The sequence below is a fragment of the Pseudomonas sp. FP198 genome, assembly GCF_030687895.1.
In the GTDB taxonomy this organism is placed as follows: Bacteria; Pseudomonadota; Gammaproteobacteria; order Pseudomonadales; family Pseudomonadaceae; genus Aquipseudomonas.
On record NZ_CP117452.1, the window covers coordinates 3,200,286 to 3,216,758 of the forward strand.

The window sequence follows — 16,473 nt, forward strand, 5'->3', positions numbered from 1 at the left end:
TGTGGGAGCGAGCTTGCTCGCGATGGCGGCCTGACAGTCAACATTGGTGTCGGATGTGACGGCCTCATCGCGAGCAAGCTCGCTCCCACAGGGCTGGGTGGTGCTCCTCAACGCCGCCTGTGAGCCCTTTTTTTTACGAGCCCTCGCCATGTCCGAATACCTGTTGCAAATGAACGGCATCGTCAAGACCTTTGGCGGTGTCAAAGCCCTCAACGGCATCGACATCAAGGTCCGACCGGGAGAGTGTGTCGGCCTGTGCGGTGAAAACGGCGCGGGCAAATCCACGTTGATGAAGGTCCTCTCGGCGGTCTACCCCTATGGCACCTGGGAGGGCGAAATCCTCTGGGACGGCCAGCCGCTGAAAGCCCAATCGATCAGCGAAACCGAGGCCGCCGGGATCGTCATCATCCATCAGGAACTTACGCTGGTCCCCGACCTGTCAGTGGCCGAAAACATCTTCATGGGCCACGAGCTGACCCTGCCCGGCGGGCGCATGAACTATCCGGCGATGATCCATCGCGCCGAAGCCCTGATGCGTGAACTCAAGGTGCCGGACATGAACGTCTCGCTGCCGGTCTCGCAGTACGGCGGTGGCTACCAGCAACTGGTCGAGATCGCCAAGGCGCTGAACAAACAGGCGCGCCTGCTGATCCTCGACGAGCCCTCCTCGGCCCTGACCCGCTCGGAAATCGAGGTGCTGCTGGACATCATCCGCGACCTCAAGGCCAAGGGCGTGGCCTGCGTGTATATCTCCCACAAGCTCGATGAAGTGGCGGCGGTGTGCGACACCATTTCGGTCATCCGCGATGGCAAACACATCGCGACCACCGCCATGGCCGACATGGATATCCCGAAGATCATCACGCAGATGGTCGGGCGGGAAATGAGCAACCTCTACCCCACCGAACCCCACGAGATCGGCGAGGTGATTTTCGAGGCACGCCATATCAGCTGCTACGACGTCGACAACCCCAGGCGCAAACGGGTCGACGACATTTCGTTTGTCCTCAAGCGCGGCGAGATTCTCGGCATCGCCGGGCTGGTGGGCGCCGGTCGCACGGAACTGGTGTCGGCCCTGTTCGGCGCCTACCCCGGACGCCATGAAGGCGAGGTCTGGCTGGACGGCCAGCGGATCGACAGCAGCACGCCGCTCAAGTCGATCCGCGCCGGCCTGTGCATGGTTCCCGAAGACCGCAAGCGCCAAGGCATCATCCCGGACCTGGGCGTCGGCCAGAACATCACCCTGGCGGTGCTGGAGAACTTCTCGAAGATGACCCGGATCGATGCCGAGGCCGAACTGGGCAGCATCGACCGGGAGATCTCGCGCATGCACCTGAAGACCGCGAGCCCGTTCCTGCCGATCACCAGCCTGTCCGGCGGCAACCAGCAGAAAGCCGTGTTGGCGAAGATGCTCCTGACCAAGCCACGGGTGTTGATTCTCGACGAGCCCACCCGAGGCGTGGATGTGGGTGCCAAGTACGAGATCTACAAGCTGATGGGCGCGCTGGCGGCCGAAGGCGTGTCGATCATCATGGTGTCCTCGGAGCTGGCCGAAGTGCTCGGGGTGTCCGACCGCGTGCTGGTGATTGGCGACGGCCAGCTGCGCGGCGATTTCGTCAACCGTGAACTGACCCAGGAGCAGGTGCTTGCGGCCGCGCTCAGCCATCCCGAAGCCCCTGACAACAATGATCGGAAATCCGCGTAGATGAATCAGGTCAAACAAGTGTTCACCCGCTACAAAATGCTCGCCCTGGTAATTGCCGTGGCGGTCATCTGGCTGTTCTTCAGCTGGCAGACCGAGGGCGGATTCCTGACTCCGCGCAACCTCTCCAACCTGCTGCGGCAGATGTCCATCACCGGAATCCTCGCCTGCGGCATGGTGCTGGTGATCATCAGCGGCGAGATCGATCTGTCGGTGGGCTCGCTGCTGGGCTTGCTCGGTGGGCTCGCGGCGATTCTCGATGTGGTCTATCACATTCCGCTACTGGCCAACCTGAGCCTGGTCGCCTTGTGCGGGCTGGTCATCGGCCTCGCCAACGGCTACATGACCGCCTACCTGCGCATCCCCTCGTTCATCGTCGGCTTGGGCGGCATGCTGGCGTTTCGCGGAATTCTGCTGGGCATCACCGGCGGCACCACCATCGCCCCGGTATCGCCGGAGCTGGTTTATGTCGGCCAGGGCTATCTGCCCCATGCGGTCGGCACGGGCCTTGGCGTGGTGCTGTTCGCCCTGACGGTGTTCCTGACCTGGAAACAACGCCGCAATCGCGCCTTGCACGGCCTGGCAGCCCATTCATTGGTGCGTGATGTGGTGCGGGTAGTGTTGATCGGCGCAGTGCTGGCCGGCTTCGTCTACACGCTGAACAGCTACGACGGGATTCCGGTTCCGGTGCTGCTGCTGTTGGTCCTGCTGGGGGTGTTCAGCTACGTGACCAGCCAGACCGTGTTCGGCCGGCGTGTCTATTCCGTGGGCAGCAACATGGAAGCGACCCGCCTGTCCGGCATCAACGTGCAAGCGGTGAAACTCTGGATCTTCGGCATCATGGGCGTGATGTGCGCCCTCGCCGGCATGGTCAACACCGCGCGCCTGGCGGCCGGCTCGCCCTCGGCCGGCAACATGGGCGAGCTCGACGCCATCGCTGCCTGTTTCATCGGTGGCACCTCCATGCGCGGCGGCTCCGGGACGGTCTACGGTGCGCTGCTTGGCGCTCTGGTCATCACCAGCCTGGACAACGGCATGTCGATGCTCGACGTCGACAGCTACTGGCAGATGATTGTCAAAGGCAGCATTCTGGTCCTGGCCGTATGGGTAGACGTCAGCACCCGGACTGGACGACGTTGATGGCCGCCCCTTGGGTGATTGATCACGACTCGTGTGCAACGCCTTCACTTTTGCGCGCTTGATGCTTTCAGGGCGGGGAATATGCTGTTTACAGCAAGCCCCGCCAGGACAAGAAGCGCGCGAAAATGAACAGCCCGAGAACGCTCTATCAGAAACACATCGACAGCCATACCGTTTGCCCGCTGGATGATCAGGGCCACGTGCTGCTGTACATCGACCGTCAGGTCGCCAACGAATACACCAGCCCGCAAGCGTTCAGCGGCCTGCGCGAAGCCCGCCGCAGCGTCTGGCGCCCCAGCGCGACCCTCGCGGTGGTTGACCACGTCAACCCGACCACGCCTCAACGCATCGCGGCCATGCCGGATGCGGGCGGCGCCCGGCAGGTGTCCTACTTTGCCGAAAACTGCCGCGACTTCGGCATCGAACTGTTCGATGTGCTCGACAAGCGCCAGGGCATCGAGCACGTCGTCGCTCCCGAGCAAGGCTTCATCCTGCCGGGCATGGTCATCGCCGCTGGCGACAGCCACACCACCACCTACGGTGCGCTCGGGGCGTTCGGTTTCGGCATCGGTACTTCTGAAATCGAACATTTGCTGGCCACCCAGACGCTGGTCTACAAGCGCCTGAAAACCCTCCGCGTCACGGTCGATGGCGCCCTCGGCGCGGGCGTCACCGCCAAGGACGTCATCATGGCGCTGATCGAAAAAATCGGCGCCTCGGGCGCTACGGGCTACGCAATCGAATTCACCGGCCCGGTCATCAGCGCCCTCAGCGTCGAAGCGCGGATGACCATCTGCAACATGGCCGTGGAAGCGGGTGCGAGGGGCGCGTTCATGGCGCCGGATGACAAAGTCTTCGCCTACCTGCAAAGCAAACCCCGTGCGCCTCGGGGAGAGCTGTGGGAACAGGCCGTGGCCAAGTGGCGGGACTTGCGCAGCGATGAGGGCGCGGTATTCGATCGGGAAGTGAGCCTCGATGTCGCTGCGCTGGAGCCGATGGTGACCTGGGGCACCAGCCCCGACCAGGCAGCGCCGATTGGCGGCCAGGTACCGGATCCGGCGGCGCAGCCCGACCCGATTCTGCGCCAGGGTCTGCAACGGGCGCTGGACTACATGGGGCTGACGCCAGGGATGCCCCTTGGCGAAGTGGAGATCAGCCATGCCTTCATCGGCTCCTGCACCAATGCGCGCATCGAAGACCTGCGCGACGCGGCACGGGTGGTCCGCGGCAAACGGGTCGCGGCTCATGTGCGGGCGATGATCGTGCCCGGCTCCACCGCGGTGCGCGACCAGGCCGAAGAGGAAGGACTGGCGGCGATTTTCCGCGACGCCGGTTTCGAATGGCGCCAGTCCGGCTGCTCGATGTGCCTGGCGATGAACGACGACGTGCTTGCGCCAGGCGATCGCTGCGCATCCAGCACCAATCGCAATTTCGAAGGACGCCAGGGCGCAGGCGCGCGCACTCACCTGATGAGTCCGGCCATGGTCGCCGCCGCCGCGATAACCGGTCACCTGACTGACGTCCGCTCACTGCTCCCGGAGGCCTGAAGATGCAACCCTTTGACACCGTAACCGGCATCGCCGCCCCGCTGCTGGCCGCCAACATCGACACCGACGTCATCATGCCCAAGCAGTTCCTCAAGGGCATCGACCGCCAGGGGCTGGACCGGGGCCTGTTCTTTGACCTCAGATGGCGCGAGCCCGGCGTCGCCAATCCGGATTTCGTGCTCAATCAACCTGGCTGGCGCGATGCGACGTTTCTGGTGGTGGGCGAAAACTTCGGCTGTGGCTCAAGCCGTGAGCATGCGGTCTGGGGCTTGAAGCAGGTAGGGATCAGGGCGCTGATTGGCACTAGCTTCGCCGGGATCTTCTACGACAATTGCCAGCGAAACGGGGTGCTGCTGATTGAGCTTGCCGAGGTCCAGTGGAAAAAGATTGCCGAACTCGTTGGCCACGCGGAAACGGCCGCTATCAGCGTCAACCTTCCCGAGCAGCGCATTGAGCTGGCGGACGGCAGCGTTATGGCGTTCGAGATTGACGGACTGCGCAAGGAGTCGTTGCTGCTGGGGTTGGATGCCATTGGCGCAACGCTCCAGCGTGCCGAGCAGATTCGCCAGTTCGAGCGTCGGCATTTGGCGGAGAATCCTTGGTTGTAGGGATTGGGGTTGACCTGGTTTTGGTAGGTCCGGCCTTCCCCTGTAGCCTGTGAAATCTGTGCCTGTCGAAAATCCAATGTGGGAGCGAGCCTGCTCGCGATGGCGGCGTGTCAGCCACTGAAGATGTTGGATGGGCTGGCCCCATCGCGAGCAAGCTCGCTCCCACAATGACTCCATGTGGTCTGCGAAATCTGCACCTGTCGAAAATCCAATGTGGGAGCGAGCCTGCTCGCGAAGGCGGCGTGTCAGTCACTGAAGATGTTGGATGGGCTGGCCCCTTCGCGAGCAGGCTCGCTCCCACAGGCGTTCCATGTAGGCTGTGAAATCTGTGCCTGTCGAAAATCCAATGTGGGAGCGAGCTTGCTCGCGAAGGCGGCGGGTCAGCCACAGAAGATGTTGGATGGGCCGGCCCCTTCGCGAGCAAGCTCGCTCCCACAGTGACTCCATGTGGCTGCGAAATCTGTGCCTGTCGAAAATCCAATGTGGGAGCGAGCCTGCTCGCGATGCGGCGTGTCAGCCACTGAAGATATTGAATGGGCCGGCCCCTTCGCGAGCAGGCTCGCTCCCACAAGGGTTCCATGTATACCGCGAGGTCTGGGTCTGTCGAAAATTACAATGTGGGAGCGAGCTTGCTCGCGAAGGCGGCGTGTCAGTCACTGAAGATGTTGGATGGGCTGGCCCCTTCGCGAGCAAGCTCGCTCCCACAGGGGTTCCATGTAGGCTGTGAAATCTGTGCCTGTCGAAAATCCAATGTGGGAGCGAGCCTGCTCGCGATGGCGGCGTGTCAGCCACTGAAGATGTTGGATGGGCTGGCCCCTTCGCGAGCAGGCTCGCTCCCACAGAGGACGCCACTACGTCTAACCAGCCGACAAATCCCGGAAGCATTCCTCGAGAAACTCGACACATACCCGCAGCTTGGCCGACTGGCTGAGCCGGGTCGGGTATACGGCCCAGACATTGGCGCTTTGCGAATAGTCTGGCAGCACCTGGACCAGCCGCCCCTGCTCCAGCAGCGGCTTGACGTCCCACATCGAGCGCAGCAGGATCCCGCCGCCGCTCAACGCCCACTCCAGAACGATCTCGCCACTGTTGGATGATAACGGGCCGCCGACACGTACCGTTGCCTCCTCGCCATCCCGGGTCAGCGTCCATAGGCCGAAGGCGTTATTGCGCTCTTTGAGCACCAGGCAATCATGGGCGTCAAGCTCTTCCAGCGAATGCGGGATGCCCCGCCGTTGCAGATACTCCGGGCTTGCGCAGAGTATCCGCCGATTGCTCGCCAGCTTGCGCCCCAGGTGTTGGTCCGGCAGGTCGTCACCGACGCGTATCTCCAGGTCGAAGCCTTCGCCGACGATATCGACGACGCGGTCGAATACGTCCAGGCGGATGTCGAGCCGGGGATACGCCTGCGACAGTTTGCCGATGGCCGGTGCGACGTGGTTGCGACCAAAACCGAAACTGCTGCAGATGTGCAGAGCGCCGCTGGGCTGGTGTCGCGCCTGGGCGATTTCACCGACAAACTCCTCGAAATCCCCCAACAGCTTTTCGGCCCACACCCGTACACGCTCGCCATCGTCGGTCAGGGCGATACGCCGGGTGGTACGGTGCAGCAAGCGCGTGGCGAGCGTCGCTTCCAGTACCGAAATGCGCTTGCTGATATAGGCCGGTGAATAACCCAGCGCTTGTGCGGCACTGGCAAAGCCGTTTTTCCGAACGACGGTAAGAAAGACCTTCAGGTCCTCCGGTAATGGAAACTGATCACGACTCGTGTTCATAAGCCCCACGGCAGCGCTATTCTTCGCAGATTTTGCGAAGAATAGCATCGATCCCGCCCGGCTCAACCGCCGTATTTGTCCATCAGCTTCAGCGTTACCCCGTTCGTCCAGCCGAAGCCGTCCTGCAGTTCGTATTCGCCGCCCCCACCGCCGTCGCCCTGTCCGGACACGTCGTACTTCTCGACCAATTTGTCCTCTTTGAGATAAAGGTCTTGGACCTGCTTCAGAAAGCGGCTGCCAATATCCCGGGCCAGTTCCGTTTGTCCGTAGCGGTCCAACCCTTCGACCGCCACCCATTGCAACGGCGCCCAGCCATTGGGCTCGTCCCATTGCTGGCCATTGTTCACCTGGGTGGTGGCGATGCCGCCCGGACGCAACAAACCTCGACGCACCGCATCGGCGCTGCGATCGGCGCGTTCGGTAGAGGCCAGGCCAGCGAAGAGCGGGAACAGTGTTGCGGCAGTCAATCCCGGCCGTTGCCGGTTCTGCTGCCAGTCGTAGTCCACGTAATAACCACCCTCGGCGTTCCACAAGTGCGTCTCGATGGCGCGCTGGCGTTGCTCGGCACGCTGCCCATAGGCCTGGACGCAAGCCGTGTTCGCCACCGTCTCGCAGGCCTTGGCGATGGTGCGCTCCAGGTGGAACATCAGGCTGTTCAGGTCCACCGGGACAATCGATGTGGTTCGGATGGTCGCCAGGTTCCTGCCGTCCCCCAGCCAGCGGGAGCTGAAATCCCAGCCGCTTTCGGCCCCGGCGCGCAAGTCGCGCCAGACCTCCTCCTTGGGTCGCTCGGGCGCCTGCTCGGCGGTCTTCGTGTCTTGCAGCCATGACTCCTGCCGAGGCGTAGCGCTGGCATCCCAATAACGGTTGAGCACACTGCCATCGGCGAGCTTGACGACATGCTGCAATGCCTCACCGGCCTTGAGGGCCTGCGCGCCGTCCATCCAGTAGGCATATTCCTTTTGCAACTGGGGAAGGTAGCGCCCGTAGGCCTGCTCGCCCTCGATGTGCGCCTGCAACTCGACCATGTAAGCAAAGAACGGCGGCTGCGAGCGGCTCAGGTAGTAGCTGCGGTTGCCATTGGGAATATGGCCGTAGGTGTCGATCATGTAGGCAAAATTATCGGTCATCTGGCGAACCTGCGCCTTCTTGCCGCTTTGCTCCAGACCGAGCATGGTGAAATACGAGTCCCAGTAATACATTTCGCGGAAACGTCCGCCCGGGACGACATACGGTTGCGGCAACGGCAGCAGGCTGCTGTAGGGCGGCACTTGGGTGTAGGTTCGGCTGAGCACGGGCCAGAGATTATCGATGTGCTCCTTGATCGGCGCGCCCGGTTCGGGGGCAGGACTTTCAGCCTGGCCGGATTCGATGAAGTTGTCTTTTATGAAGTCATCGAGATTGAAATCGGCGCCCTCCCGCCGGGCCAGGTAATCGGCACGGATCTTCGCCGGGTCACGCTTGGGCAACGCATCGACGAAATGCTTCTGGTCGGTGAATACCTGCTGACGCTGCACGGCTTCGAACAGCTCGGGGTACATCTGGTCGGGCGGCTGATTGGCCCGGTCCTGGGCGTCGGCGTAACTCCACATGGCGGACGGTTGGCTTGAACAGGCCGTGCACAGCACGGCAGCGAGAGACAGGCTGGGGAAATACAGTGGTCGCATCGGCGGCTCCATCATTTGTCGTTCCTGACCAACGAGTGACAGAACGAGGTGGAGCGCGGTTCACTCGAAATGCCTTTCCTCACCTCGACGGAACCCCTGCCTGACCCCTGCTCTCTATCGCAGGACCAACAGGACGGAGGTGTTGATCATGATTGCCCCAGCAACCGGCATGCGGCACGGTGAGCGTTACGCCGTTGAAAGTATTGAGCGCGCGCCTCACTTCCCGGGTTTCTTCCTCGATGGAAAGTATTACCTGGGCCCTGAATTGAATACGGCTGTGGGCTGGCTGGAAGGCCAGACCTTCCTCTACGACCAGCTCGACCCCGAGGGCGAGCCGGTGTACCCCGGCAGAGTCGCCGGCACTATTGAGGACCTGACGCTGATAATGGCCGATGGCGTGCGCCTGAAGCTGACACCTTTGCAGCCCGACGTCGACCGGCCCGCGGGCCGCGCAGATAGCGCTGCTCAGACCCAATCGTATCCCCTGGCGGAAAAACTCGTGGTCGTCACCGGGGCGTCCAGCGGAATCGGCCGTGCCACCGCCCTGGCGTTTGCCCGGCAACGGGCGCGCCTGGTGCTGGCGGCACGTGACCGCGAGGCGCTTGCCGAAGTTGTCGACGAATGCCAGGCCCAGGGCGCCGCCGCATTGGCGGTGTGCACCGACGTCACCCGCAGCGAACAGATGCAGGCGCTAGCCGCCGAGGCCGCCGCGTTTGGCGACGGGCGCATCGATATCTGGATCAACAATGCCGGCGTCGGTGCGGTGGGCAGTTTCGAGCAAACGCCGCTTGAGGTACATGAACAGGTTCTGCAAACCGACCTGCTCGGCTACCTGCGGGGCGCCTATGTGGCATGGCCCTATTTCAAGGCACAGAAGCGCGGGATCCTGATCAATACCCTGTCGCTGGGCAGTTGGGTCGCCCAGCCCTATGCCGCTGCCTATTCGGCAAGCAAATACGGCTTGCGCGGCTTGTCCGAAGCCTTGCGCGGTGAGCTCGGCGAATACCGCGACATCCACGTCTGCGACATCTACCCCGCCGTCATCGACACGCCGGGCTTTCGCGACGGCGCCAATTACACCGGCCATGCGCTCAAGCCACCACCTCCCGTCTACGACCCGCAGCGGGTTGCCGAAGCGATGCTCAGCTGTGCGCTCAACCCCAAGCCCAGCACCACCGTGGGCAGCGCGGCGGTACTGGCGAGAGTCGCGCATTTCCTGGTGCCCGGTTTCCCGCAACTGTCCGGCTGGTTGACGCGTCTGGGCCTGAACCGCAGCCCGGCGTTGGCGTCATCCTCGGGCAACCTGTTCAACCCGCCCAGCGGGCCGCGTAAAATCGAAGGCGGCTGGCGCAAGCCTGCGCGACGACCATCACCCGTGCTGGTGGCGGGTGCGGCGCTGTTGCTTGGCGGGTGCCTGGTGGCGTTGGGTCGGGAGCGTGGCCGCAGGTGACCGCACAGCGAAGCTATTGGATCAGTCCACTGCCGAACGGAACGCGTCGACCTTGAGCCCGAACCGGCTCATTTTGTTGTACAGACCGCCCCGGGACACCTTCAGCTGTCGGGCGGCCAGGCGGATATTGCCGCGCGTGTCCCGCAGGGCGGCGATGATTGCATTCATCTCATGGGTACCCAGATCGACGGCCGCCCTGGATTCGAGAGTCGCTTGGCGAGCCGAGGGCCGCCCGCCCTGCCTGACTTCCAGGGCCAGGTCATTGGCCTGGATGAGCTCGGTGGTTGCCAGGTTGGTCGCGCGCTCAATGACGTTTTCCAGCTCACGGACGTTCCCCGGCCAATGATAGGCATCGAGAACCTCCAGCGCCTGCGGTGACAGGTCACGTATCGGCTTTCGCAGCGACCGGGCACACCGCGCGAGGAAATGCCGCGCCAGCAAGGGCACATCCTCCCGCCGCATCCGCAGCGGCGGCACCGTCAGGCTCAGCACATTGAGGCGGTAATAAAGGTCTTCGCGAAAAGCGCCGTCGGCGACGGCCTGGCTCAGGTTGCGGTGAGTAGCGGCAATGATGCGCACGTTGACCCGCAGCGATTTTTTCGCCCCGACCCGCGTCACTTCGCCTTCCTGCAGGACGCGCAGCAAGCTGACCTGCGCATCAAAGGCCATATCACCGATCTCGTCGAGGAAGATCGTCCCGCCATCGGCCAGTTCGAATTTGCCCGCCGAGCCACCGCGAGCCGATCCGGTGAACGCACCTTCGACATGGCCGAACAGTTCGCTCTGCACCAGATCCCGGGGAATGGCCCCGCAGTTGACCGCCACGAACGGACCGCCACTGCGGTCGCTGGCGTTATGGATGGCCTGGGCAAACAGCTCCTTTCCGGTGCCACTCTCACCGAGAATCAGCGTCGTCGAGTCACTGCGACTGGCGATCCGGCCCAGTTGCAAGGCGTCCTGAATCGCCCGTGAACGGCCCTGGATGATCTCGAAGGTGTAGCTGGCCTGGGTGCCGATGATGCGCCGGGTAATCTCCCGGATGCGCCGATTCTCGCGCAGCGAAACAATGCGACCGCCCTGCGCCAGAGGACAGACTGACACCAGGCAGGCCAGATGACTGCGATCGTGCAGCTCAAAAGCGCAATCCAGGTCCCTTGCCCCCTCGCCACCTCCACGCAGGATTTCACCGCTCAGCTCGGTCTGCCCAAGGCTTTGGAACGGCTTGCCCAACCAGTCACGGTCGACGCGGAACAATTGCCGGGCGTAATGGTTGAGGGCCTTGATGCAACCCGTTTCATCGAGTACCACCAAGCCCTCGTTGAGCACTTCAAGGACTGTCTGTTGTTCTTCCAACAGCGCCTGCAGCGCCATTTGCCGGGAGACCGCTTCAGCCGCAGCCTGGACGGTGCCCAGGGTATGGAAGTGAAACCAACCGGGCTCGGCGGTCAGGGTCAGCATCGCCAGGGTCCGGCCATGAGCATCGCGGATCGGCGCGGCGGCGCAATGCATACGCCGCTGGCGCAGGCCTATGCCGAAATTTTCCTCGGCCAGCACATACACCAGCCGGTCTTCAACCAGCGCCAGCCCGGTGCAATTGGTGCCCTGCACCGATTCGAGCAACCGGCTGCCGATGGGCGTTAGGTCCAGCCCGCAGAAATACAGGGTCGTGCCTTCGGCATCGGTCAGGTTGATATGCCCGTTGGGGTTGTAGGCGAGCAAGCCGCGCATGACCTGTGCGGCGGCGGCGATCAACAGGCGATTCGCCGTCAGCGTGGCGGTCAGCTCGGCGGGCGCGACAAAACGGTACTCGCCGTCCTGCGGATCCAGCCCGGCATCGACGCTGCGCCGCCAGGAATCCCAGATTACTTGCCTGACACCAGCGGGACGCTCGGTGCTGGCGTTCAGGCACGCTCGCCAGGCCTCTTCCAGCGCAGCGTTTGATCCTCCATTCAACGACGCGGGGCCGAGTGCGGTCAGATAGTCCCGGTCTTCAACGCTCAGGGCCATGGGTTGTGCATTCATTGTCGGCTCTATGTTCAGGTTCTCGACATGTCAGTGTAGACATGTCCACGAAATGAACACGCCTCTTTCAGGATCATATAAAAAAACCTTTAAATTCAGCACGTTGAATATTGGCACAGCAGTTGCTCCCTGCTGTATAGCGACACCGGCGTTTCAGCCAGCGCGTCGCGAACAACAATAAAAGGGAGTCCTTTCATGAGCACCTCGAAAACCATTCGCCTGGGTCTCATCGGCGCTGGCCGCATGGGCAGTTTTCACGGCCTGACCGCCGCCCGGCACATTCCCGGCGCCTGCCTCGCCGCCATCGCCGACCCTACTCCCGGCCAGGCCGCGCGCCTGGCGGCGGAGCTGGATGTACCCAAGACCTACGCCGACCCGCAGCAACTGCTGGACGACCCGGACATCGACGCCGTGCTGATCGCCGCCCCGGCACGCAGCCATGCCGAGCTGGTGATCAGCGCGGCCCGGGCCGGCAAAGGGGTCTTTTGTGAAAAACCGATGGCGATCACCCTGGAAGAAGCCGACCGCGCCATCGCCGCCGCTGCCGATGCACGCGTGACGCTCCAGGTCGGTTTCAACCGGCGCTTCGCCAGGAGTTTCCGCACAGCTCATCTGGACGTGGTCGCCGGCCGGATCGGCACCCCACAACTGCTGCGCTCGCTGACCCGCGACCCGGCGCTGAACAACCCCGCCGCCTCGCCGCAATGGGTGATCTTCCTGGAAACGCTGATCCATGACTTCGATACCCTGCGCTACCTGAATCCAGGCGCCGAGGCGGTCGAGGTATTCGTGATGGCCGACGCCTTGATTGCACCCGCCTACAAGGAGAAGGGCTTTCTCGACACGGCAGTGGTCACGATCCGTTTCGACAATGGCGCCATTGCCACCGCCGAGGCCAACTTCCAGGCCGTCTATGGCTACGACGTCCGCGGCGAAGTGTTCGGCAGTGCCGGCATGCTGACCATGGGCAGCGTCAACGACTCCGATTTGCTGCGCTACCTCGCCAATGGGGTCCAGGCCGATACCCAACGCCTGGACACCGACTTGCTGCGTGATGCGTACGTGGCCGAGCTCAATCACTTCGTCAGTTGCGTGCGCAGCGGCGAGAAACCGCTGGCCAGCGGTGAAGATGCCCGGGCCGCCCTGGCCATTGCACGGGCCTGCATCGAGTCCTTCCAGCAGGGTAAAGCCGTACGCGTGCAAGGAGCCTCGTCATGAGTTTCGTCCCCTTCAAACTGGCGGTCAGCGCCGAGATGGTCTTTCTCGACCTGCCCTTTGTCGAACGGGTCAAACGCATCCACGCGCAGGGCTTCAGCGTCGAGATATGGAACTGGACGAGCAAGGACATCCAGGCCCTCGCGGCGACTGGCGCGGATTTTACCTCGATGACCGGTTACGTCTCGGGCAACCTGACCGATCCCGAGGCCGTCCGGCAACTGCTCGACAGCGCTCGGGAATCCTTGGCCGTCGCAGCCCGGTTGAACTGCCCGAGCCTGAACCTGCACGGCACCGGCCTGGGTGATCAGGGCTTGCCGGTCAAACCGGTTGCCCGGACCACCGGACGCATGTGGTTGAGCGCCTGCAAGACCCTGGAAAAGATTGCCCGCCTGGGCGAAGACGCCGGCCGGGTATTCCTGCTGGAAAATCTCAACACCGAAGTCGACCATCCCGGTACACCGTTCGCCCGCGCCGACGATACCCTGGCGCTGATCGAAGCCGTGGGCAGCCCGCACCTGAAAATGAACCTGGACCTTTATCACGCGCAAATCGGCGAAGGAAACCTGATCGAGCTGATCCAGCGCGCCGGTGACGCCATCGGTGAAATACAGGTCGCCGATGTTCCGGGTCGCATGGAACCCGGCACCGGTGAAATTCACTATCCGGCCATTGCCCGGGCGCTGTCCGGCATGGGATACAGCGGTGTCGTCGGCCTTGAAGGCTGGGCCAGCGGTGACAGCGAACGAGCGCTAGAGCGCTTCAGGCAGGCCTTCACGCTGGACGGGTGAGGCCCGTGCGGAAGTCCTATTGATGACCTTCACTCCATAACAACAAAAGGAAAACCATCATGCGTCGTTGCACACTGCTTTTCGCCACCTTGCTGCTGCTCTTCAGCCAATGGGCCGCCGCCGATTATCGCATCGGCGTCAGCATCGCCAGGGTTGACGATAACTTCATGACCTACGTGCGTAACGGCCTGGACGAGGCCGCCAGAAAGGAAAATGTCCAGATCCAGTTCGAGGATGCCCAGGGCGACGTGGTCCGCCAGCTCAATCAGGTCCAGGGCTTCATCAATCAGAAGGTCGATGCGGTCATTGTCCTGCCGGTGGACACTTCCGCCACGGCCAACATCACCCGCGCCGCGGTCGAAGCCAAGACGCCGCTGGTCTACGTCAATCGCCATCCGGACGAGCGCACCTTGCCCAAAGGCGTGGTTACGGTAGCGTCCAACGACATCGAGGCCGGCCAACTGCAGATGCGCTACCTGGCGGAAAAACTCGGCGGCAAGGGCAACCTCGCGATCATCATGGGCGACCTCGCGCAAAACGCCACCCATGACCGCACCGAAGGGGTCAAGCAGGTGCTCAAGGACTTTCCCGAGATCAGGATCGTCGAGCAGCAAAGCGCCGAATGGCAGCGCAGCAAAGGGATGGACCTGACCAGCAACTGGCTGCTCGCCGGCAGCCGTTTCGATGCCATCGTCGCCAACAATGACGAGATGGCCATCGGTGCGGCCATGGCCTTGCAGCAAGCCGGCAAAGCCAAGGGCGAGATTTCGATTGTCGGCATCGACGGTTTGCCTGATGGCCTGGCGGCGATCAAGCGTGGGATGCTGGTCGCCTCGGTATTCCAGGACCCCAAGGCCCAGGCGACCAGCGCGGTGCAGGCGGCGCTCAAGATGATCAAGGGCGAGCCGGTTGAACCGGAGGTCTGGGTGCCGTTCCAGTTGATCAAGCCTGAGCAACTGGCGGTGTTCGAGCAGCGCTACAAGTAGCAGAGACGCGTGATCGTGGCGAGGGAGCTTGCTCCCGCTCGGTTGCGTAGCAGCCGCAAGATTTTTGGGGCAGCTGCGCAGCCCAGCGGGAGCAAGCTCCCTCGCCACGGGTCGATAAGCGAATGGCCCGCTCAGGCGATGTGCAACGCCCTGCCCTTGGTCTCGGCGATGGCATTGTTCAAGGCCACCCGGAACAGCTCGACCAGCACATCGATTTCCTCAGCCTGGATGATCAGCGGCGGCAGGAATCGCACAACGGCGCCATGGCGCCCGCCCAACTCCAGAATGACGCCCAAGCGCAGGCACTGGCGCTGGATGGCCTGGGCCAATGCCGTATCCGCGGCGGGCACACGGGCATCGCTCGGCGTATCGCTGACAACCTCTACGCCCACCATCAAGCCACGACCACGCACCTGGCCCAGGCAAGGGTAATCGCCTTGCAACTGACGCAGCTGCTCCATCAGGCGCTGCCCCATGACCTCAGCGTGCGCTGGCAGGTGTTCGCTGATGATATGACGCAACGTCGCGGCGCCCGCTGCCATCGCCAGCTGATTGCCACGGAACGTGCCGGCATGGGCACCGGGTTTCCAGGTGTCCAGTTCTTCGCGATACACCATCACCGCCAGTGGCAGGCCGCCGCCGATGGCTTTGGACAAGACCAGAATGTCCGGCTCGATGTCGGCGTGCTGGAAAGCGAACAGCTTGCCGGTACGCCCCAGGCCGGTCTGTACTTCATCGATAATCAGTGCCACGCCGTGTTTGCGGGTCAATTGGCGCAAGCCCTGGAGCCAACGAACCGGTGCCGGGATCACCCCACCCTCGCCCTGCACGACTTCCACGACCACCGCTGCCGGTGGCAGCACGCCCGACTCCGGGTCGCTCAACAGTTGTTCGATAAAGTGCAGCCCGGCATCGATGCCGGCTTCGCCGCCGATGCCGAACGGACAGCGGTAGTCATAGGGGTACGGCAGGAATTGCACGTCGGCCATCAACGAGCCCAGCCCCTGTTTCGGCCCCAGGTTGCCCATCAGGCTCAGTGTCCCCAGGGTCATGCCGTGGTAACCGCCGGAGAACGTCAGGATCGGTTTGCGTCCGGTGGCGATCCGCGCCAGCTTCAGGGCCGCCTCGATGCCGTCGGCACCGGTCGGTCCGCAGAACTGGATGCGCGCGTGACGCGCGAAGTTTTCCGGCAAGGCGTTGAACAGGTCCTCGACAAAACGATCCTTGACCGGCGTCGTCAGGTCCAGGGTGTGCAAGGGCAGGCCGGAATCGAGTGTCTGGCGCATGGCCGCGATGGCCACCGGATGGTTGTGGCCCAGCGCCAATGTCCCCGCACCCGCTAGGCAATCCATGAACAACTGGCCTTGGGTATCGCGCACATAAAGACCATGGGCTTCTTGCAAGGCCAACGGAATGCGCCGCGGATAGGAACGGGCGTTCGACTCCCGGGCCGCCTGGCGTTGCAGATACGGGTTGGTGTTCAGTTCACGCGGCGCTTGCTGGCGAAACTGCTCCAGCGTGAAGGTTGCGCTGGAGGATGAACGGGGCTGGACACTTTCCATTTTGACTC

Annotated in this window: 12 protein-coding genes; 8 read left to right on the forward strand and 4 right to left on the reverse strand. The window is 63.0% G+C overall.

Translation table 11 applies throughout. The features are described from left to right. Positions 1-148: 148 nt before the first annotated feature. The 4 genes from xylG to leuD all read left to right on the forward strand — a co-directional run bounded on the left by xylG (position 149) and on the right by leuD (position 4,997). Positions 149-1,705 (forward strand): D-xylose ABC transporter ATP-binding protein, encoded by a 1,557-nt coding sequence (xylG, locus tag PSH78_RS14560; RefSeq protein WP_305494968.1) that lies wholly within the window; start codon positions 149-151, stop codon positions 1,703-1,705. Beyond that, complete coding sequence (locus PSH78_RS14565; RefSeq protein WP_305494970.1) at positions 1,706-2,842, forward strand: sugar ABC transporter permease; 1,137 nt, start codon at positions 1,706-1,708, stop codon at positions 2,840-2,842. A 125-nt stretch (positions 2,843-2,967) separates the two neighbouring features. Then, on the forward strand, positions 2,968-4,389 hold the full coding sequence (gene leuC, locus PSH78_RS14570) for a 3-isopropylmalate dehydratase large subunit (RefSeq protein ID WP_305494972.1): 1,422 nt from the start codon (positions 2,968-2,970) through the stop codon (positions 4,387-4,389). 2 nt (positions 4,390-4,391) lie between these two features. Then, positions 4,392-4,997, forward strand: a complete 606-nt coding sequence (gene leuD / locus PSH78_RS14575; RefSeq protein WP_305494974.1) for a 3-isopropylmalate dehydratase small subunit — start codon at positions 4,392-4,394, stop codon at positions 4,995-4,997. 857 nt (positions 4,998-5,854) lie between these two features. On the opposite strand, the gene PSH78_RS14580 is transcribed toward leuD, so the two are convergent. Continuing rightward, complete coding sequence (locus PSH78_RS14580; RefSeq protein WP_305494976.1) at positions 5,855-6,772, reverse strand: LysR substrate-binding domain-containing protein; 918 nt, start codon at positions 6,770-6,772, stop codon at positions 5,855-5,857. A gap of 62 nt (positions 6,773-6,834) precedes the next feature. After that, positions 6,835-8,439, reverse strand: coding sequence for an alpha,alpha-trehalase TreA (gene treA / locus PSH78_RS14585; protein WP_305494978.1), 1,605 nt, complete (start codon positions 8,437-8,439; stop codon positions 6,835-6,837). Positions 8,440-8,587: 148 nt separating this feature from the next. Between treA and PSH78_RS14590 the strand changes: the two genes are divergently transcribed. Next, complete coding sequence (locus PSH78_RS14590) at positions 8,588-9,889, forward strand: SDR family oxidoreductase (RefSeq protein WP_305494980.1); 1,302 nt, start codon at positions 8,588-8,590, stop codon at positions 9,887-9,889. Positions 9,890-9,910: 21 nt separating this feature from the next. On the opposite strand, the gene PSH78_RS14595 is transcribed toward PSH78_RS14590, so the two are convergent. Next, on the reverse strand, positions 9,911-11,911 hold the full coding sequence (locus tag PSH78_RS14595) for a sigma-54-dependent Fis family transcriptional regulator (protein WP_305494982.1): 2,001 nt from the start codon (positions 11,909-11,911) through the stop codon (positions 9,911-9,913). A 195-nt stretch (positions 11,912-12,106) separates the two neighbouring features. Between PSH78_RS14595 and PSH78_RS14600 the strand changes: the two genes are divergently transcribed. Genes PSH78_RS14600 through PSH78_RS14610 form a run of 3 tightly spaced genes read left to right on the forward strand, consistent with a single transcriptional unit; the run spans position 12,107 to position 14,903 of the window. Further along, positions 12,107-13,129 (forward strand): Gfo/Idh/MocA family oxidoreductase, encoded by a 1,023-nt coding sequence (locus PSH78_RS14600; RefSeq protein ID WP_305494983.1) that lies wholly within the window; start codon positions 12,107-12,109, stop codon positions 13,127-13,129. Then, complete coding sequence (locus tag PSH78_RS14605) at positions 13,126-13,917, forward strand: TIM barrel protein (protein WP_305494984.1); 792 nt, start codon at positions 13,126-13,128, stop codon at positions 13,915-13,917. Before PSH78_RS14600 ends, PSH78_RS14605 begins: the two co-directional genes overlap by 4 nt. A 59-nt stretch (positions 13,918-13,976) precedes the next feature. Beyond that, positions 13,977-14,903, forward strand: a complete 927-nt coding sequence (locus tag PSH78_RS14610; protein WP_305494985.1) for a sugar ABC transporter substrate-binding protein — start codon at positions 13,977-13,979, stop codon at positions 14,901-14,903. 131 nt (positions 14,904-15,034) lie between these two features. Here the strand turns inward: PSH78_RS14610 and PSH78_RS14615 are convergent, their stop codons facing one another. Next, positions 15,035-16,465, reverse strand: a complete 1,431-nt coding sequence (locus PSH78_RS14615) for a diaminobutyrate--2-oxoglutarate transaminase (RefSeq protein WP_305494986.1) — start codon at positions 16,463-16,465, stop codon at positions 15,035-15,037. Positions 16,466-16,473 lie beyond the last annotated feature (8 nt).